General features: G+C 71.0%; 18 protein-coding genes. 7 read left to right on the top strand and 11 right to left on the bottom strand.

What is annotated here, in order from left to right:
• Positions 1-105: 105 nt before the first annotated feature.
• Positions 106-1,518 (bottom strand): helix-turn-helix domain-containing protein, encoded by a 1,413-nt coding sequence (locus AOK03_RS02035; protein WP_055563365.1) that lies wholly within the window; start codon positions 1,516-1,518, stop codon positions 106-108.
• A 218-nt stretch (positions 1,519-1,736) separates the two neighbouring features.
• Here AOK03_RS02035 and AOK03_RS02030 point away from each other — a divergent pair, with 218 nt between their 5' ends.
• Positions 1,737-3,077 (top strand): M64 family metallopeptidase, encoded by a 1,341-nt coding sequence (locus AOK03_RS02030; protein WP_055563364.1) that lies wholly within the window; start codon positions 1,737-1,739, stop codon positions 3,075-3,077.
• A 67-nt stretch (positions 3,078-3,144) separates the two neighbouring features.
• Here the strand turns inward: AOK03_RS02030 and AOK03_RS02025 are convergent, their stop codons facing one another.
• Positions 3,145-3,435 carry a hypothetical protein gene (locus AOK03_RS02025; RefSeq protein ID WP_055563363.1) on the bottom strand — a complete coding sequence of 97 codons (291 nt, stop codon included), beginning with the start codon at positions 3,433-3,435 and terminating at the stop codon, positions 3,145-3,147.
• Between the two features lie 31 nt (positions 3,436-3,466).
• Here AOK03_RS02025 and AOK03_RS02020 point away from each other — a divergent pair, with 31 nt between their 5' ends.
• On the top strand, positions 3,467-3,874 hold the full coding sequence (locus tag AOK03_RS02020) for a MerR family transcriptional regulator (protein ID WP_055563362.1): 408 nt from the start codon (positions 3,467-3,469) through the stop codon (positions 3,872-3,874).
• A gap of 2 nt (positions 3,875-3,876) precedes the next feature.
• On the opposite strand, the gene AOK03_RS02015 is transcribed toward AOK03_RS02020, so the two are convergent.
• On the bottom strand, positions 3,877-4,803 hold the full coding sequence (locus tag AOK03_RS02015) for an NADP-dependent oxidoreductase (RefSeq protein WP_055563361.1): 927 nt from the start codon (positions 4,801-4,803) through the stop codon (positions 3,877-3,879).
• Positions 4,804-4,948: 145 nt separating this feature from the next.
• On the bottom strand, positions 4,949-6,019 hold the full coding sequence (locus AOK03_RS02010; RefSeq protein ID WP_079074408.1) for a LacI family DNA-binding transcriptional regulator: 1,071 nt from the start codon (positions 6,017-6,019) through the stop codon (positions 4,949-4,951).
• Between the two features lie 264 nt (positions 6,020-6,283).
• On the opposite strand from AOK03_RS02010, the gene uriH reads away from it, so the two are divergent.
• The 3 genes from uriH to AOK03_RS01995 all read left to right on the top strand — a co-directional run bounded on the left by uriH (position 6,284) and on the right by AOK03_RS01995 (position 9,525).
• Entirely contained in the window at positions 6,284-7,231 is a 948-nt protein-coding gene (gene uriH / locus AOK03_RS02005; protein WP_055563360.1) for a uridine-preferring nucleoside hydrolase UriH, read from the top strand.
• Positions 7,228-8,685, top strand: coding sequence for a uridine transporter UriT (uriT, locus tag AOK03_RS02000; protein ID WP_055563359.1), 1,458 nt, complete (start codon positions 7,228-7,230; stop codon positions 8,683-8,685). The genes uriH and uriT overlap by 4 nt, the downstream gene beginning before the upstream one ends.
• A gap of 249 nt (positions 8,686-8,934) precedes the next feature.
• Positions 8,935-9,525 carry a lytic polysaccharide monooxygenase auxiliary activity family 9 protein gene (locus AOK03_RS01995; RefSeq protein ID WP_055563358.1) on the top strand — a complete coding sequence of 197 codons (591 nt, stop codon included), beginning with the start codon at positions 8,935-8,937 and terminating at the stop codon, positions 9,523-9,525.
• A gap of 8 nt (positions 9,526-9,533) precedes the next feature.
• Here the strand turns inward: AOK03_RS01995 and AOK03_RS01990 are convergent, their stop codons facing one another.
• Entirely contained in the window at positions 9,534-10,460 is a 927-nt protein-coding gene (locus AOK03_RS01990; RefSeq protein ID WP_055563357.1) for an SMP-30/gluconolactonase/LRE family protein, read from the bottom strand.
• An 85-nt stretch (positions 10,461-10,545) separates the two neighbouring features.
• Here AOK03_RS01990 and AOK03_RS01985 point away from each other — a divergent pair, with 85 nt between their 5' ends.
• Positions 10,546-10,989: an Lrp/AsnC family transcriptional regulator gene (locus AOK03_RS01985; protein ID WP_055563396.1), complete on the top strand. Its 444-nt coding sequence runs from the start codon at positions 10,546-10,548 to the stop codon at positions 10,987-10,989.
• 39 nt (positions 10,990-11,028) lie between these two features.
• Here the strand turns inward: AOK03_RS01985 and AOK03_RS01980 are convergent, their stop codons facing one another.
• The 6 genes from AOK03_RS01980 to AOK03_RS01955 form a co-directional block, all read right to left on the bottom strand.
• The gene (locus AOK03_RS01980; RefSeq protein ID WP_055563356.1) at positions 11,029-11,793 is read right to left on the bottom strand and encodes an SDR family NAD(P)-dependent oxidoreductase; all 765 of its coding nucleotides are present in this window, start codon (positions 11,791-11,793) and stop codon (positions 11,029-11,031) included.
• On the bottom strand, positions 11,790-12,776 hold the full coding sequence (locus AOK03_RS01975; protein ID WP_055563355.1) for an ornithine carbamoyltransferase: 987 nt from the start codon (positions 12,774-12,776) through the stop codon (positions 11,790-11,792). The genes AOK03_RS01980 and AOK03_RS01975 overlap by 4 nt, the downstream gene beginning before the upstream one ends.
• Positions 12,773-14,101 carry an APC family permease gene (locus AOK03_RS01970; protein ID WP_079074407.1) on the bottom strand — a complete coding sequence of 443 codons (1,329 nt, stop codon included), beginning with the start codon at positions 14,099-14,101 and terminating at the stop codon, positions 12,773-12,775. Before AOK03_RS01970 ends, AOK03_RS01975 begins: the two co-directional genes overlap by 4 nt.
• Positions 14,098-14,877 carry a HalD/BesD family halogenase gene (locus AOK03_RS42370; protein WP_055563353.1) on the bottom strand — a complete coding sequence of 260 codons (780 nt, stop codon included), beginning with the start codon at positions 14,875-14,877 and terminating at the stop codon, positions 14,098-14,100. Before AOK03_RS42370 ends, AOK03_RS01970 begins: the two co-directional genes overlap by 4 nt.
• Before the next feature lie 198 nt (positions 14,878-15,075).
• Positions 15,076-15,342, bottom strand: coding sequence for a hypothetical protein (locus AOK03_RS01960; protein WP_055563352.1), 267 nt, complete (start codon positions 15,340-15,342; stop codon positions 15,076-15,078).
• A gap of 72 nt (positions 15,343-15,414) precedes the next feature.
• Positions 15,415-16,359: a LysR family transcriptional regulator ArgP gene (locus tag AOK03_RS01955; RefSeq protein ID WP_055563351.1), complete on the bottom strand. Its 945-nt coding sequence runs from the start codon at positions 16,357-16,359 to the stop codon at positions 15,415-15,417.
• A gap of 70 nt (positions 16,360-16,429) precedes the next feature.
• Here AOK03_RS01955 and AOK03_RS01950 point away from each other — a divergent pair, with 70 nt between their 5' ends.
• Entirely contained in the window at positions 16,430-17,044 is a 615-nt protein-coding gene (locus tag AOK03_RS01950; protein WP_055563350.1) for a LysE/ArgO family amino acid transporter, read from the top strand.
• Positions 17,045-17,227 lie beyond the last annotated feature (183 nt).

Raw genomic sequence — 17,227 nt, 5'->3', positions numbered from 1 at the left:
GGCGTCCCCGCGATCATGGGAGTCGTAGCCGTGGACGAGATGGCCGTACATCTTTCGATGCAGCGGTGGTGACCGGAGGCGTGGAGGTATCGCGTACGGGTCGGTTCACATCGGGGGAGTGGCGGGCGCGGGGCCCAGCGTGGTGGTGCCGGGTGCGGCCCGGTGGCCGAGGCCCGTGCGGTACGCGTCCATCGCGGCCTCCACCCGCCCGGTGCGGCGCAGCAGATCGCCGAGAAGGCGGCAGAGGTCGGCCAGGTCGCCCACCGCGCTGGAGCGTTCGAGCAGCGAGAGCGCGGCGCAGTAGTGCTCCTCGGCGGCCTCGGTGTCGCCCTGCTCCTCGGCGATCAGCCCGAGCAGCCGGTGCGCGCCGCCCGCGTGCACCGCGCCGCGTCCGGCCCCGAGCGAACCGGTGCCTCCGGCGCCCCTGGCACCTGCGTCCTCCTCGTCGCTCGTGGTGAGCAGCGGACGCAGTAGCGCCGCCGCCTCGCCGGTCTTGCCGCGCCGTCGCAGCACGTCCGCCAGTTCGACCTCGACCTGCTCGGTGAAGAGCGCGGCCCGCTTGGAGGCGAGGATGTCGCGGGCGGTGCGCAGCTCGCTCTCGGCCTGCTCCAGGTCGCCGTCCTGGGCGTGCACGTAGCCGCGCATCCAGTGGCAGTGCGCCAGTTCGGTGCGGATGTGCAGTTGGCGGTAGAGCTCCTGGGCCTTGGCGAGGGACGCGTCGGCCTCGGCGATGCGCCCCTCGGCGATGAGCGTGCGGGCCACGCCGCGGTGCATTCCCGCCACGAGCGCCGGGTCGTCGACGCGCGGGGCGAGGGCGAGTGCCAGCTCCGCGGCGTGTGCGGCCCGGGCGTGCGCGCCCATGTCCATGTAGGGCGCGATGGACGCCGTGTAGAGGAGCAGCAGGGCCTCGGGGTCGTGCAGCCCCGCGGCGTCGAGCTCGTCGAGGGTGCTCTCCAGGAGGTAGCAGGCGTACCGCAGTTCACCGGTGAGCAGGTGGGCGGTGGCGCGACCCCGGACGGCCGGGACGCGGCGTGGCAGCGGCTCGTCGGCGAGCAGCCGTTCGGCGGCGGCGAACCGGTCGCGGGCGCCGATGAGTTCACCTGCCTCCAGCAGGCAGTCGCCGAGGCCGAGGAGCGCATCGGCCTGCTCCTCGGTCAGGGCCTGCGCGACGGCTTCCTCGTGGACGGCGCGGAAGAGCTCGGCCGCGTCGTCGGGCGCGCCGGTGGCCAGGGCGCGCCGGGCGTCGGTGAGCCGCAGGCGCAATTCCGCGGCGAGGTGGGCGGGGCGTCCGGTGGCCAGCTCTTCGTAGCTGACCCCGAGACGCTCGGCGAGGTGCCGGAGCGCGGCCTCGGAGGGGCGCACCTTGCCGGACTCCAGGGTGGAGACGTACGCGGCGGTATAGGCGGGCTCGGCCAACTGCCGCTGCGTGAAGCCTCGTTCGCCGCGCAGGCGCTGAACGCGCCGCCCGATCTCGGCGGGGTCGTCGGATCGCGCGCCCTCGGAACTCTTCTGCGTCACCGCTGCCTCTCCACCGTCCTGCCGGACACCTGTCTCCAGGTTTGCCCGTCTCTCCGTGCGCGCCACCGGGCGCAATTCCAGCGGACGGCGCGAACTGTCCTGCCCCGCAGGCAACTTGATGCCCACCCATTGCCTGGAGTCCCGGGAACCTCTACGTTGAGCCGCGCCTTAACTCTGCTTAACCCGCCATTTATATCGCGGACTTCGGAAGGACGCCCATGCCCCCCACGCATCGAATACCCGGCCGTGCCAGACGCACCCCTCTGCGCGTCGCCCTCGCCACAGGCATCGCCCTCGCGGCGGCCGCCGCCGCCACCGGATCCATGGGTGCGGCCGCCGCGGCGGACCCGGACCCGGCGTCGGACACCGCGCGGAGCCAGCGCGTCGAGTACTTCACCGGCCCCGACTCCCACCCCCGGCACACCGAGGTCCCCGCCTCCCCGATGCTCTCCGCGAAGGAGCGCGAGAAGATCAAGGGCGACGGCGACGTCGTCCCGATCGTGGAGGCGGGACCGACCGACGCCAAGCTCGACGTCGTCTTCATCGGCGACGGATACACCGCCTCCCAGCAGGAGGACTTCCACGCCGATGTGCGCGCCAAGTGGGCGAAGGTCTCCGCCGTGGGGCCCTACGCCTCGTACAAGGGCCTCTTCAACGTCTGGGCGGTCGACGCGGTGTCCCGGCAGTCCGGCGTCTCCAACGACCCGACGAACGGCACCGTGAAGGACACCGCGCTCGGCTCGGCGTTCTTCTGCGACGGCATCGAGCGGCTGCTGTGCGTCGACACCAACAAGGTCGAGACGTACGCGAAGAAGGCCGCCGACCCCGACCTCGTCATCGTCCTCGCCAACTCCACCAAGTACGGCGGCGCGGGCTACAACGACATCACCTCGCCGTCCGGCTACGACGGCATCGCCACCGCCTCCTCGGACAACGCCCAGTCCGACCAGGTCGTCGTCCACGAGACCGGCCACTCGCTGGGCAAGCTGGCGGACGAGTACTGGTACGACGACTACGGCACCTACACGGGCGCCGAGCCCTGGGAGAGCAACACCAGCAAGCTGACGGCCGACCAGCTCACCGCGCAGAAGAAGAAGTGGTACCGGTGGATCGGCCAGACCTCGCCCGACGGCGGCACCGTCGGCGCGTACGAGGGCGGCGGCTACTACCCGCGCGGCCTCTACCGCCCCACCACGGACTCGATCATGCGCACGCTCGGCCGTGAGTTCAACCTGCCGGGACGCGAGGCCATGATCGCGGGCTTCCACCGGCACGCGTCCGTCGTCACCGCCGAGACGTCCACGGACCGCGTGGTGCGTCGCGACGACAAGGTGGGCGTGCGCGTCGCCGACGGCATCCGGCTGCGCTGGAGCGTCGACGGCCGTGAGGTCCGCCGGGCCAGGGGTGACACCACCGTGACGCCCCGCTCCCTCGGGGTCCCGGCCGACGGCCGCACCCACACCCTGTCGGTCCGCGCCACCGACCCGACGGACGCGGTACGCGCCCCCGAACTCCGGTCCCTGCTGACGGACTCGCTCACCTGGCGGGTGCGTCGCTGAGGTCCGGCCCTGGCCGTCTCGCCGCCCGGCGACGAGACGGCCTCGGGCGCGCACCCGGCGCCCTCCGTCAGATCCAGCGGACCAGACCCTGCACGGTGCGCAGTGCCTTTGCGCGCAAGGAGGCCTGCGCGAGCCACGGAAGGTCACGCTCGACGCTTTCACGGGTCACGCCGGCTCGGCGCCTGCTGTCATGGGCCGGTACGAGATGCTCGGTCATGAGGCGCCGGACCGCCCTTGCCGTCGACACCCCGAGCAGCCGGGCGGCCTCCTGCTGGGAAACCCAGTCGTCGTCGGCGCACGCGACCGGCGCATTGCGCCAGCCCTTCGTGACGCGTGGGTAGGACCGCTCATTCGTCACCGGGGGAGGGGCCGCTGGCTAAGCTGTCGCCATGCGGATCGGAGAAGTGGCCCGGCTGACGGGTGCCAGCGCCCGCTCCCTGCGGTACTACGAGCAGCTGGGGCTGATCCGAAGCACACGTTCCGGCGGTGGACAGCGGCACTACGCCGCGACGGAGGTCGCACGGGTCCGTCTGATCCGGCGGCTGTTCGACGCGGGACTGGGGAGCAAGGTCATCGCCCAGTTGCTGCCCTGTGTGGACAGCGACGACACCGCAGTCCACGAGGGAGCGTTCGGCACGATGGTCAGGGAACGGGACCGCCTGACCGCCGACATCACCCGACTCGTCGAGACGAGGGACTCCCTCAACGCCCTGATCGATGCCAACGCCCGGCACCGCCTCGGCGCGGACCGGCAGGCTCCCCCTGCCGCCGGGGACGGCCTTCCCTGCGAGGCGTGAGATCAGAGCCGCATGTCGATGACGATTTTGCCCGACGCGTGGCCCGACTCGACGAGCGCCAGTGCCTCCTCCGCCCGTGCCAGCGGATAGGTCGCCGTGATGTGGGGATCGAGCCGCCCGGCGGCCATCAGCTCGGCGACGCGCTCGAGGGTGCGCCGGTCGGGACGACGGCGGACCGACGTGCCACCGAGCTCGCCGACCGACGGGTCGCCGACGGAAACGAGCGCGTCCGGCTTCCTGACCAGTGGGGCGATGCTGCGCAGGGAATCTCCGCCGACCGTGTCGACCACGGCGTCGAAGCCGTCCGGGGCCTGCGCCCGGAGGCGGGCCACGACATCGCCTGCGGTGTATTCGATGAAGGTCGCTCCGGCCGCCGTCGCGCGGTCCCGCTTGGCCGCACTGCCGGTGCCGACCACGACCAGGCCGCGGTCCCGCGCGAGCTGGGCAAGGGCGATTCCCACCCCGCCGCCGATCCCGTTCACGAGCAGCGACGCCCCGGCGGGCAACGCGAGTTGGTCCAGGACGTCGAGCGCGGTGGTGCCCGCGACGGGGATGGTCGCCGCCCAGGTCTCCGACAGCGTGTCGGGGATGCGGGCCGTGGACTCGGCGAGCAACAGGGTCGTCGTCGCGTACGTGCCGGCGCCGGTCAGGGCGAATCCGGTGACCCGGTCGCCGACGGCCAGGCCGGTCACCTCGTCGCCCGCCGCCAGGACGGTACCGGCCGCCTCCATTCCCAGGACCTGCGGAAAGGGTACGTGGCCGTTCAACTCCCGGACGTGTCCGGACCGGAGCAGGTGATCGAGCGGGTTGACTCCCGCGGCCGCGACGCGGACCAGGACTTCGAGCGGACCGGGCGACGGAACGGGCCGGTCGAAGAACTCGTGGACATCGGCGGCACCGAAGGTCCGGTACCCCAGGGCTGTGCTCATCGCAGACTCCTTCGCGCTGTCCTCGTCCGGCGCTCGGTCGGGGACGTCGCCAAGCTAGTCCTTGACATCAATGTCAGCTTCAAGCCGGTATGACGCAAGTAACAGCGGCGGGCGCGCAGTTCACGGCTTCGTCGCCGCGCACACCTCACGCAGGGCCGGACGGCCCGGTCTGCGTCGGAACGGCACGCCGCCCGCTCCCGGGGACCGGAACCGTGCCGCTCGGCGCGCTCGACTCGCGCACGATCAGCTCGGGCGCGAGTCGTATGGCCTGGCGGGGGCCCTCCTCGCCGCCCGCGAGGCGGCGGACGAGCAGGCGGGCCGCCTCCGCGGCCAGCTCGGCCACCGGCTGGCGGACCGTGGTGATGCCGGGCGCGAAGAGCGCCGCCATCGGGATGTCGTCGAAGCCGGTGACGGCGACCTCGCCGGGCACGTCGACGCCGAGCTGCTGCAGGCGCTGCAGCGCGCCGACGGCGATCAGGTCGTTCGCGCAGACGAGGGCGTCGGGCCGGGCGGGCCACACCTCGTCGACCGCGGCCCGGCCCCACTCCACGGAGAAGTCGCCGAGGGCCACCCGGTCCGGCGCCCCGGGGTCGAGCGCGGCGGCACCGCCCGCATAGGCGCCGCGTCGCTCGGCGGCGGCCGAGGCCGTGCCCGCCGCGCCGAGGAAGCAGACGCGGCGGCGGCCCGTGGCGGCCAGGTGATCGAGGACGAGGGCCATGCCCGCGGTGTTGTCCACCGCCACGGAGTCGGCGACGGCGGGCCCGCAGCCCCGGTCCATCAGGACGAGCGGCACCCGGGCCGCCGCCGCGTTCACCGCGTCCCTGCTGCGCTCCTCGTGCGCCGGGATCACCAGGAGCGCGTCGACCCGGCGGCCCAGCAGATCGGCGATGTACTCCGCCTCCGCCACCGGATCGTCGTCGCAGTCGGCGAGCAGCACGGCGCGCCCCTCGGCGTGCAGGGCGTGCGTCAACTCCCGCACCAGCGTGGGATAGAAGGGGTTCGTGATCTGCGGCAGGACGAGGCCGACCGTGCCCGTGGAGCGGCTGCGCAGGGCGCGGGCCGCGTGGTTCGGCCGGTAGCCGAGCGCCTCGGCGGCCTCGCGGACCCGGCGCGCCGTCTCGGCGCCGACCGGGCGGGTGCCCGCAAGGACCCGGGACACCGTGGCGACGGAGCACCCGGAGATCCGGGCCACGTCTCTCAGCGTTACGTCGGCCACGCCGCGCCCACCCTTCGATGCGTTTCGGCAAACGTTATCAGCGGGTCATCGACGTCACCAGGTCCAATTTTCCGGGCGTATTCTCCCTGTTGAACCATTTCTGTACGTGCCGGTGCGCCTCGAACCGTGTCCGTTCCGGGCGAGTTTGCCGGGGTGTGTCGTTGACCATTGACATAATTCGCACCGGTGCACACAGTCATGGGAGAACGTTTTCCCGAGCCGTCGCCGCGCAGCGTCAGCTCAGCCGAACAAAGAGGTTCCGCGATGCCCCGAAAGATCATCCTGGACTGCGACCCCGGACATGACGACGCGATCGCCATGCTCCTGGCGCACGGAAACCCGGATGTCGACCTGGTAGCCGTCACCACCGTCGTGGGCAACCAGACCCTGGAGAAGGTCACCCGCAACGCCCTCTCGGTGGCCCGCATCGCGAACATCACCGGCGTCCCCTTCGCCGCGGGCTGCCCCCGGCCCCTCGTGCGCGACGTCGAGACCGCCCCCGACATCCACGGCGAGAGCGGCATCGACGGCCCGGTCATGCCCGAGCCGACCCTGGCCCTGGACGAGCGCCACGCCGTCGACCTCATCATCGACACGGTCATGGCCCACGAGCCCGGCGAGATCACCATCGTCCCCACCGCGGGCCTGACGAACATCGCCCTCGCCGCGCGCAAGGAGCCCCGCATCGTCGAGCGCGTGCGCGAGGTCGTCCTGATGGGCGGCGGCTACCACGTGGGCAACTGGAGCCCGGTCGCCGAGTTCAACATCAAGATCGACCCCGAGGCCGCGCACATCGTCTTCAACGAGAGCTGGCCGGTCACGATGGTCGGCCTCGACCTGACCCACCAGGCCCTCGCCACCCCCGAGGTCGTCGAGCGCATCGCGAAGGTCGGCACCAAGCCCGCCCTCTTCGTCAACGAGCTCCTCGATTTCTTCGGCGCCATGTACCTGGAGGCCCAGGGCTTCGACGCCCCGCCGGTCCACGACCCGTGCGCCGTCGCGTACGTCATCGACCCGAGCGTCATGACCGTCCGCAAGGCCCCCGTGGACATCGAGCTCACCGGAACCCTCACCCTCGGCATGACCGTGACGGACTTCCGCGCGCCCGCCCCCGACGACTGCACCACCCAGGTCGCCGTCGACCTGGATCACAAGCGCTTCTGGGACCTGATCGTGGACGCCCTCGAGCGGATCGGCGACGTCAGCGCATGAACGCCCTCACCGAACCCGCCGCCGCTCCGGGCGGCGCCCGCGGCTCCCGGCCGGTGCGCATCGGGGTCCTGGTCGCCGCGCTCCTCGCGGCCTGCTTCGCCTTCCAGCTCAACGCGAGCATGCTCAGCCCCGCCCTGAAGAACATCGAGGACTCCCTCGGGGCGACCTCCGCCGAGGTCGGCCTGACCCAGACCGCGTTCTTCACCTCGGCCGCGCTCTTCTCGCTCTTCCTGCCCCGCCTCGGCGACCTCGTCGGGCGGCGCAGGGTGCTCGCCGGAATGCTCGCGCTCATGGTCGTCGGCTGCGTCGTCGCCGCCCTCGCCGAGAGCGTGCCGATGCTCTTCGCGGGCCGTGTCATCCAGGGCGTCTCCGGCCCCACCGTGCCGCTCTGCCTCATCATGCTGCGCAACGAGGTCCACGAGCCGAAGAAGTACGGCACGCTCCTCGGCGTCATCACCGCCGTCAACGGCGGCATCGCGGGCGTCGACTCCCTGGCCGGCGGCTACCTCGCCGACCACCACGGCTTCCAGTCGGTGTTCTGGGCCATGGCCGGTGTCGCCGCGATCGCCACGCTCCTCGTGGCCACCCTCACCCCCGAGTCGAAGGCCGCCCCCTTTGCCGACAGCGCGGACAGCCGCATGGACTGGCCCGGAGTCACCCTCCTGGTCATCTCCGTCGGCGCGGCCCTGATCGCCCTGAACGAGGCGGGCAAGCTCGGCAACGCGAACTGGCCGCTCGTCGCCGGACTCTTCGTCGTCACCGCCATCGCCTTCGCCCTGTTCTGGCGCGTCGAGGACCGCAGCAGCCACCCCCTGGTCGCCACCCGCCATCTGCGCCAGCGCTCCACCTGGGCCCTGCTGCTCACCACGGTCCTCACCATGACCGGCGTGTTCGCCGTGATGAACGGCATGATCCCCGCCTTCGCCCAGGACGCGCAGGCCGGATTCGGCATGAGCGCCGAGCAGTCCGCCTGGTGGACCCTGACGCCGTACGCCCTCGCGGGCCTCGCCATGGGCCCCATCGCCGGACGCCTCGCCGCCACGTACGGCTACGGACGCATCCTGCGCCTCGGCCTCATCGGCTCGGCCGTGACGGTCGCCCTGATGCTGTTCACGCTGCACGCCGACTCGCGGCTGCTGCTCCTCGCCGCGTCGATCCTCATCGGCGTCACCTATGCGGGCGTGGGCAACATCGTCCTCAACGGCCTCGGCATCGTGCTGTCCCCGAAGGAGAACCCGGGCTTCCTGCCCGGTCTGAACGCGGGCGCCTTCAACCTCGGCGCGGGCCTCAGCTTCGCGGTCCTGTACGCCGTGCAGACGGCCGCGGAACCGGCCGACAAGGCGTCCCCCGCCGGTTACACGGCAGGCATGATCGCCGGAGTCGCCCTCATCGCGGCGGCCTTCGTGACGTCCTTCCTCATCCCGAAGCCGGTGGAGGCGGAAGCCACACAGTGAGCGGTGCGGGTGGCACCGGCGGATGGAGTCCCGACGCCGATCGACGGTCGGCCGGGGCTTCGTCCGCCGGTCTCCATTGGTATGGACATGCCCAACTCGTGGGGCTACTCTCGGACTTGGTCTAGACCGCGTCGGACGTGTGCCCTCCGGTTGTTCCCGCACTGTCGCCCCGCTCCTCACGGTTCGATCGGCAGTGCTCCAGAGGTGTGCGTCCGGCCCAACCGCATCCTCGGACCACGGGAGCACATCATGGGCAAGAAGCTCACCTCGTTACTCCTGGGCCTCGGCCTGGCCGGTTCGGCCGTGCTGGCCACCAGCGGCAGCGCCCAGGCCCACGGCTACACCGACTCGCCCGTCAGCCGCCAGCAGCTGTGCGGCAACGGCACCGTCCGCAACTGCGGGCAGATCCAGTGGGAGCCGCCGAGCGTGGAGGGCCCCAAGGGATTCCCCGCGCGCGGGCCCGGCGACGGCCACATCTGCTCGGGCGGCATCGGACGCTTCTCCGAACTGGACGACCCGCGCGGCGGAAAGTGGCCGACGACCAAGCTGACCGCGGGCCAGAACCACACCTTCGTCTGGCGGATCACCGCTCGCCACGCCACGACGGACTTCCGCTACTACATCACCAAGGACGGCTGGGATCCCACCAAGCCGCTGACGAGGGCCGACCTGGACCCGCAGCCGTTCCTCTCGGTGCCCTTCGGCGGCCGTCAGCCCGGCTCCACGGTCACCCATGACGGTGTCCTGCCCCGGAAGACCGGCCAGCACATCATCCTCGGCGTATGGACCATCGCGGACACCGGCAACGCCTTCTACGCCTGCTCCGACGTCCGCTTCTGAGGTGCCGCTCAGCGGCGCACGCGCGGCAGCCCGGTGACGGCCATGACCAGTGAGTACAGCGAGCTGGTCGCGGTGATGAACAGACGGTTGTTCTTCGGGCCGCCGAACGCGATGTTCGACACCGGCTCCGGTACCCGAAGCCGCCCGATGAGGGTGCCGTCGGGGTCGTAGCAGTGCACCCCTCCCTCGATGGCGGCGGCCCACAGACGGCCGCCGTCGTCGAAGCGGATGTTGTCGAACCGGCTGACGCCGTCCTTGGCCTCGGCGAACACCTTGCCGTCGGAGAGCGTGCCGTCCTCGCGCACGTCGAACACCCGGATGCAGCCGCCCCGGGTGTCGGAGACGTACAACTGCCGTTCGTCGGGCGAGAAGACGAGCCCGTTCGGCGCCCCGAAACCGTCCGCGACCAGGCGCACCTCACCCGTCGACGGGTCGATCCGGTACACGTTCAGGCCGTCGATCTCGGGCTCTGCGCGGTACCCCTCGTAGTCGCTGGTGATGCCGAAGTCCGGGTCCGAGAACCAGACCGATCCGTCCGACCGGACGACCGCGTCGTTGGGGCTGTTCAGCCGCTTGCCCTCGTACCGTTCGGCGAGCACCGTGATCCGGCCGTCGGGCTCGGTGCGGGTGACCCGGCGGTTGCCCTGCTCACAGCTGATGAGGCGGCCCTCGCGGTCGAGGGTGTTGCCGTTGACGTGCCCGGCGGGCGAGCGGAAGACGGAGACCGCGCCGGTCGCCTCGTCCCAGCGCAGCAGCCGGTCGTTCGGGATGTCGCTCCAGACGAGCTGGCGCCAGGCGGGGAGGTAGAGCGGCCCTTCGGCCCACCGGCAGCCCCCGTGGAGACGCTCGAGCCGGTCGTCCCCGTTCGTGCACCGTCCGGTCCGGAACCGCTCGTCCAGGATCTCGTACAGGGAAGTGCTGTCATTGCCGGACATGAATACCCCTTGGCGGACTGAATCTGAATGACGTTCGGTCGATCATGACTATGTCAGAACGATGTATGGTTGCGCCATGGTGACCGTGGATGACATCGACCGTCGGCTGATCGCCCTCCTCCAGGAGGACGCGACCGTCTCGTACGCCGCTCTCGGCCGGGGGGCGGGTCTCTCCGCGGGCGCCGCCCACGAGCGCGTGCGCAAGCTCCGCGAGCGCGGCGTCATCCGCCGCACGACCGTCGAGGTGGACCCCGCGGCGCTCGACCGCGGCGTCCTCGCCTTCGTGATGGTCGACTCGACGGCGTGGATGGGGGAGTCCGCCGACGCGTTCGCGGCGATCGCCGAGATACAGGAGGCGCACGTCATCGCGGGCAGCGCCTCGGTCCTGGTGAAGGTCCGCACGGCGACGACCGGGCAGCTGCAGGACGTGCTGCGCCGGTTGTACGCGATCGAAGGGGTCAGCGGCACGCAGGCCACGGTCTCTCTGGAGACGTTCTTCGAACGTCCTGTCTCGCCGCTGCCCGGCTGAGCCCTTCCCGGCCGGGCCGTCCCGCAACGGTGCGGTGTCTCAGACGCTGCCTCCGCCGTCGACCGTGAGCACGCTGCCCGTGACGAAGTCGGCGTCGGGACCGGCGAGGAAGGCGACCGCGGCGGCGATGTCCTCCGGTGTGCCGATCCGGCCCAGCGGCCGGTCGGCGGCCTCGGCGAGGAACTCGACGTCGGACTGGCCCAGTTGGCGCGCTTCACGGGCCAGCATGGGCGTGCGGGTGTCGCCCGGGGCGACGCAGTTGACCCTGATGCCCGCGGGACTGTGGTCCAGCGCCATCGCCTGTGTCAGCATCACCACACCGGCCTTCGCCGTGCAGTAGGCGGCGGCCTTCGCCCCGGCGCGCAGCCCCCAGCCGGAGGCCACGGTGACGATGCTGCCGCGCCCCGCCCGCTCCATGAGGGGCAGCACCGCCCGGCACACGAGGAAGACCGAGTCCACGTTGTCCGCGAACGACCTGTGCCAGTCCGCCAGGGACAGGTCCTGCACCGTTCCGCGCCGGATGCTCCCGGCGACGCAGCACACGTCGGTGATGCCGCCGAGCCGGCCGGCGACGTCCTTCACGAGGGCCAGGACGTCGTCCTCGTCGGAGACGTCGCACAGGAACGACTCGGCGACCCCGCCGTCGGCACGGATGCGACCGGCCACGGCCTCGGCCTCGTCGTCCCGGTCGACGACCGCGACGGCCGCGCCCTCGTCCGCGAGCCGCCGCGCGACGGCGCTGCCGATGCCGCCGCCGCCCCCGGTGACCAGCGCCACCCGTCCGCCGGACCGTCCCGCCCTCACCGTCGGTCTCCCGTGAGCGTTCCGTCAAAGAGCTGGGTGAGCAGGGCCTTCTGGGTGTGCAGACGGTTCTCCGCCTGCTGGAAGATCCTCGACCGCGGGCCGTCCTTGACCTCGGCGTCGACCTCCTCGCCCCGGTTGGTGGGCATGCAGTCGAGGAACACCGCGTCGTCGGCGGCCAGTTGCATGAGCGGCGCGGTGATCCGCCAGTGGTCCGCGAGCCGCGTCCGCGACTGGATCTCCTCCTGTCCGACGAGCGTGGGGGACTTCCAGCTCAGGGTGTACACGGCGGCGCTGCCACGGACGGCCGCCGCCAGGTCGTGGGTGAGTTCGACGCTCGCGCCGGTGCCGGCGGCGACCTCACGGGCGGCCCGGGTCACCCGCTCCTCGGGGGCGAAGCCGGGCGGATGGGCGACGGTGATGCGGTGGCCGAGCAGGGCCGCGGCCATCATGGAGGAGTGCAGGACGCCGGGGGTCTTCTGCCGCGGCGAATAGGACCAGGCGTACACGATCCGTTTGGCCGGAACCTGTGCGCCGAACAGCTCGCGCAGCGTCATCAGGTCGGCGAGGACCTGGCAGGGGTGCTCCTCGTCGTCCAGCGCGTTGATGACGGGGATCGTGGCCTGCTCGGCCATCGCCCGCAGCCGACGGTGGCCCGCGCCGTATTCGTTCATGTCGTACCAGCGCACCACGAGGGCGTCGAGGTAGCGGTTGAGTACGCCGATGGTGTCCTCGATCGACTCGCGGTTGGCGAGTCGCAGCTCCTCCACCCCGTACGGGTAGCTGTCGGCGCCGAGTTGGGAGGCGGCGACCTGGAAGGAGACCCGGGTTCTGGTGGAGGGCACGTTGAAGAGCAGGCCTATGCAACGGCCCGCCAGGTGGGCGCGCGAGTCGTCGCCGCGCTTCATCGCTTCGGCGAGGTCGAGCAGGGAGCACATTTCCTTGGCGGAGAGGTCCTGTATGCGCAGGATGTGTCGCGCGGTCACGTGAGTACTCCTGTCTCGGTGGAGGGAGGGACGCGCCCCCGCAGCCAGCGCTCGGCGATGACCGAGACGAGCAGCATCGCCAGCGCGACGGCGATGCTGACGCCGAAGAACGGCAGCATGACGACGGTGGAGGCGATGAGCGCCAGATTCAGGCGGGCGGTGCGGCCCCGGGGGAGGAGACGGGCGGCCGAGAGGAAGGCCATGAGGAAGATGAGCAGATAGGTGGCCGACGACGCCTTGATCAGCGTCGTCTCGCCGGAGTCGGTCACCAGGAGGAGCACGACCGGCACGGCGTAACCGGGCAGGAGCGCGAGAACGGCGCGCGCCGGGACCTTGCCCTGGCGGGAGAGCCGGCTCAGCCGGGTCGGCAGGATGCCGTCCCTGGCGAGCGCGAAGACGACACGCGAGGTGCCCAGGCACCAGGCGTTGGTGGTGAGCAGGAGCAGGACTCCCGCGACGAGGTATCCGGTGCTCGCCAGGCCCGATCCCGTGGCCACCTGGAGGAGCCGCACGAACGCCGTCAGATCGGACTGGCCCGCGGACGTCTCGGGCAGCGCCACGGAGACGGTGAACGCCATGGCGAAGTACAGGAGCCCCACACAACTGACGGCATAGAGGATCCCTTTGGGAAAGGTGCGTCCGGGATCCCGCACCTCCTCGGCGACCGGTGCCGCGTTCTCCCAGCCGATGAATCCGAAGAAACAGATGAGCAGCGTACTGCCGAGGGAACTCCAGCCGTGCGGGGCGAACGGCGCGAGACGTCCGTAGTCCCCCTTGGGGAGAGCCAGGCAGATGACGACGGCCAGCAACAGGACGACGGAGCCGAGAACCGTCATCTGGACGCGCGTACTCACCTTGATTCCCCAGAGGTTGAGCGCGACGCAGAACACGATGACGGCGGCGCCCGCGAGGAGGGAGGCCCGGTTCGAAGCCGCGGGATCGACCGCCGCGAGGAGATAGCGCCCGGCCGCGAGCCCCAGTACGGGATTGCCCGCGAGCAGCGTGAGGAGGAGGAAGACGGCGGCGATCCGGCCCGCCCGGGCGCCGAAGGCCGCTTCCACGAACTGGGCGACGCCCTTGCTGGTGGGATGCCGCACGGACAGCTTCGCGAAGACGAGGGCGAAGGGACAGCTGTAGAGGATCAGCAGTCCCCACGCGACCAGGGACAGCGGTCCCGCCTCGGCCCAGGCGAGTGCGGGAATCAGCAGCACGCCCGCACCCATCACGGAGGTGACGTAGTGCGCGACGAGCCCCGAGGTGTCCAACCGGCGTACCAGTCGAGGGGGCTCGGAGGCTTCCGCCTGAGCCCCCTCCACCGGGGTCATGCGGTCTGCTCGGCTTGGTCTTCGCGTGAGCCGTTCCAGAGCCCGTCCATGGTTTCGTGACTGATCTGTTTGTGCAGGTCGGCACGGGACGCGTAGCCCATGTTGATGATGAGGCGCCGGCCGCGGGTGAGCGGGTAGACGCGGTGCAGGGTGGTGTCGGTGCGCATCAAGTAGAGGTCGCCCGGCCGCAGTTCGAAGGAGTGGATGGGCTGCGCGATGAACTGTTGGTGCAGCTGCGGATCCTCCTTGTTCCAGTACGTGCGGGGCACGCACTGGACGAACCCGCCGTGCTCGGCGGGCGGACAGGTGACGACCCAGACGAGCGCGAAGCTGTAGTCGTCCCAGTGCCATCCGTGCGTGTCACCGGACTGCTCCAGCTCGGTGATCACATACCGCTCCGGCTCGTAGGGGCAGGTGAGCACCGGTTCTCCGGCGACCTTGCCCAGGGCGCCGAGCAGGTCGGTGGACGCGTAAACCTGCGGGATGACGGCTCCGTGCTCGCTGATTTCCCGATGGCGGACATTGCGCATCAGCCTGGGCGTGCCGCCGGTCTCCTTGAAGCTCATTCCGCGACGCACGCCGTGTTCGGCGACGAGATTCTCTATTTCGTCCGCGACCGATGACTTCACACGGTCGGGCACCAGGAAGGGTAATTTAGTGAATCCGTTCTGGAGGAAATCGCGGCGCGCGCCCTCCAGCATTCGTTCCTCGACATTGTTGACGAGGTGTTCCGAGAGGGACTGAACGAGGCCCCCGATCCGCTCGCCCGGTCGCATGACCAGCTCCCCACGTGGTCGGCAGGAGGTTGACTCATGTAGGTCTTTTGGCGGACCGAAGCCTACCCGGTCGGCCTGTGGACGAAGAGGAAAGCGATCTGTTCAAGCCAGCGTGAATGATTTATATTGCATACTGTCGTATAAACAGTTGTCACGGAATTCTTGACACGCCGATTCTCTTTGTCACTCTGCGGGTTGTCACTCTGCGGGGGCGACCCGAACCGAAATTCCGTAGTCCAGTTCGGCCCCGTCGACGAGTACGGCCTCGACGGACCGGGTCTCGGGGTCGATGTCGGCCTCCATGCCGTCCCCCACGTACCGCGGATAGCCGGAGGCGCCGGTCTTCCCGGTGGCCACCACCACCGCGGAACGCAGCGCCCCGGCGGTATCGCCCGCCCCCGCCCCGTCGCCCGCGGTGAACCCGGGCACCAGCAGCAGCTCGTAACTCTGCGGATCAGTGTTCATGCCAGTGACGCTAGACACGACTCGCGCGCGCCGCACGTTCTGTTCGCCCCGTGTCACCGGGCCGGTCCCGTGTCACCGGTCCAGAGCGGTCGCGGCCGCGGCGACCACCGCGTCCGCCAGCGCGGCGAGCGCGGGGGAGTCGAGCTTCCACTGCTGCCAGAACAGCGGTACGTCCATCACCCGCTCGGCATCGAGCAGGACCAGCGTGCCCGCGCGCAGCAAGGGCTCGGCCTGCGCCTGCGGCACCACGCCCCAGCCGAGGCCCGCCTCGATCGCCTCGACGAAGCCGCGCGACGAGGGGACGTAGTGCCGCAGCGGGCTCGCGCCGCGCCCGCCCGTCACCTTGCGCGCGAAGTCGTCCTGCAGACAGTCACGGCGGTCGAAGAACACCACGGGAGCGTCCGCGATGACCTCCCCGAGCGGCACATGCGGCCAGTCGCCGAGCCGCCGCGCCACGAACCGGGGCGAGGCGACCGGCAGATACCGCATCCGCCCCAGCCGACGCACCGTACAGCCCGACACCGCGTCCGGCGACGACGTCACCGCCGCCATCACCGCGCCCTCGCGCAACAGCGACGTCGTGTGGTCCTCGTCCTCGCGGCGCAGCTCGAAACAGATCCGCAGCTCGTCCGGGATCCGGGCCAGCGCCGACAGGAACCAGGTGGCGAGCGAGTCGGCGTTCACCGCGACCGGCAGTACGGCGGGCTCGCCCGTGTCACTGATGCCTAGCTCGGCGCGCGCGTCCCGCTCCAGCCGGGCCAGCTGCCGGGCGAACCGCACGACGACCTGCCCCGACTCGGTGGGCCGCACCGGCTTCGTCCGCATCAGCAGGACACGACCGGTCCTGCGCTCCAGCGCCTTCACGCGCTGACTCACCGCCGGTGGTGTGACGTGCAGAGCGGCCGCGGCGGCGTCGAAGGTGCCCTCGTCGACGACGGCGAGGAGCGTCCGCACATGCTCCAGCGGCAGTTCCGACAGCGCCCCGGCCTTGAACGCCGCGCCTCCAGAAGATGACATCACGTTTGCTTAAGCTACATCAGAATCCTTACCTGTACTTATGGCATCGATGATCCTTAACGTCGATGCCATGGGAACAGCACTGACCGCCGCGGCTGCCGGATTCGGCACCGGGCTCTCGCTCATCGTCGCCATCGGCTCGCAGAACGCCTTCGTGCTGCGCCAGGGCATCCGACGTCAGTCCGTGTCGAGCGTGGTGGCCATCTGCGCCGTGTCCGACATGGTGCTCATCGCGGCGGGCGTGGCGGGGGTCGGCACCGTGGTCACCGCCTGGCCGCCCGCGCTGACCCTCGTCGGCCTGATAGGCGGAGGCTTCCTCCTCTCGTACGCCGTGCTCGCCGCACGCCGGGCCCTGCGCCCCACCGCCATGACGACCACGGGCGCGACGGCCGGGTCACGGCGCGGCGCCCTGCTCGCCTGCCTGGCCATGACCTGGCTCAACCCGCACGTCTACCTCGACACCGTCCTCCTCCTCGGCTCGGTCGCCGCCGGCCACGACGCGCTGCGCTGGGCCTTCGGGGCGGGCGCGATGCTCGGCAGCATCTGCTGGTTCGTCGCGCTCGGCTACGGCGCTCGGCTGCTCAGCGGCTTCTTCGCGCGGCCCGCGTCCTGGCGCGCGCTGGACTTCCTGATCGCCGCGACGATGACGGTCATGGGCCTGACCCTGGTCATCGGCGCGCTCTGACCCGACCCCCTCCGCTGCCCCGCCCCTTGCCCCTCTCAATCCCACAGCTCGACGCGGTGCGCCCCGACCAGGGCACCGATGCGGGCCAGTGCCTCGGCGGCGGGCAGCGGATCGACGCGTCGGCCGTCGCGCAGCCGCAGCGCGACCAGGTCGTCGGCGTCCTCCTTGGCGCCGATGACGGCC

The organism is Streptomyces atriruber (assembly GCF_001418325.1).
GTDB classification, from domain to species: domain Bacteria; phylum Actinomycetota; class Actinomycetes; order Streptomycetales; family Streptomycetaceae; genus Streptomyces; species Streptomyces atriruber.
This window is presented reverse-complemented; position numbering and strand designations above follow the sequence as displayed.

Bases quoted from the DNA above. Each gene is read 5' to 3' on its own strand.
- AOK03_RS02020 (WP_055563362.1), top strand. From the start codon at position 3,467: ATGCGGATCGGAGAAGTGGCCCGGCTGACGGGTGCCAGCGCCCGCTCC.
- AOK03_RS01955 (WP_055563351.1), bottom strand. From the start codon at position 16,359: ATGTCATCTTCTGGAGGCGCGGCGTTCAAGGCCGGGGCGCTGTCGGAA.
- AOK03_RS42370 (WP_055563353.1), bottom strand. From the start codon at position 14,877: ATGCGACCGGGCGAGCGGATCGGGGGCCTCGTTCAGTCCCTCTCGGAA.
- AOK03_RS02030 (WP_055563364.1), top strand. From the start codon at position 1,737: ATGCCCCCCACGCATCGAATACCCGGCCGTGCCAGACGCACCCCTCTG.
- AOK03_RS02015 (WP_055563361.1), bottom strand. From the start codon at position 4,803: ATGAGCACAGCCCTGGGGTACCGGACCTTCGGTGCCGCCGATGTCCAC.
- uriT (WP_055563359.1), top strand. From the start codon at position 7,228: ATGAACGCCCTCACCGAACCCGCCGCCGCTCCGGGCGGCGCCCGCGGC.
- AOK03_RS01950 (WP_055563350.1), top strand. From the start codon at position 16,430: ATGGGAACAGCACTGACCGCCGCGGCTGCCGGATTCGGCACCGGGCTC.
- uriH (WP_055563360.1), top strand. From the start codon at position 6,284: ATGCCCCGAAAGATCATCCTGGACTGCGACCCCGGACATGACGACGCG.
- AOK03_RS01970 (WP_079074407.1), bottom strand. From the start codon at position 14,101: ATGACCCCGGTGGAGGGGGCTCAGGCGGAAGCCTCCGAGCCCCCTCGA.
- AOK03_RS01990 (WP_055563357.1), bottom strand. From the start codon at position 10,460: ATGTCCGGCAATGACAGCACTTCCCTGTACGAGATCCTGGACGAGCGG.
- AOK03_RS01995 (WP_055563358.1), top strand. From the start codon at position 8,935: ATGGGCAAGAAGCTCACCTCGTTACTCCTGGGCCTCGGCCTGGCCGGT.
- AOK03_RS01960 (WP_055563352.1), bottom strand. From the start codon at position 15,342: ATGAACACTGATCCGCAGAGTTACGAGCTGCTGCTGGTGCCCGGGTTC.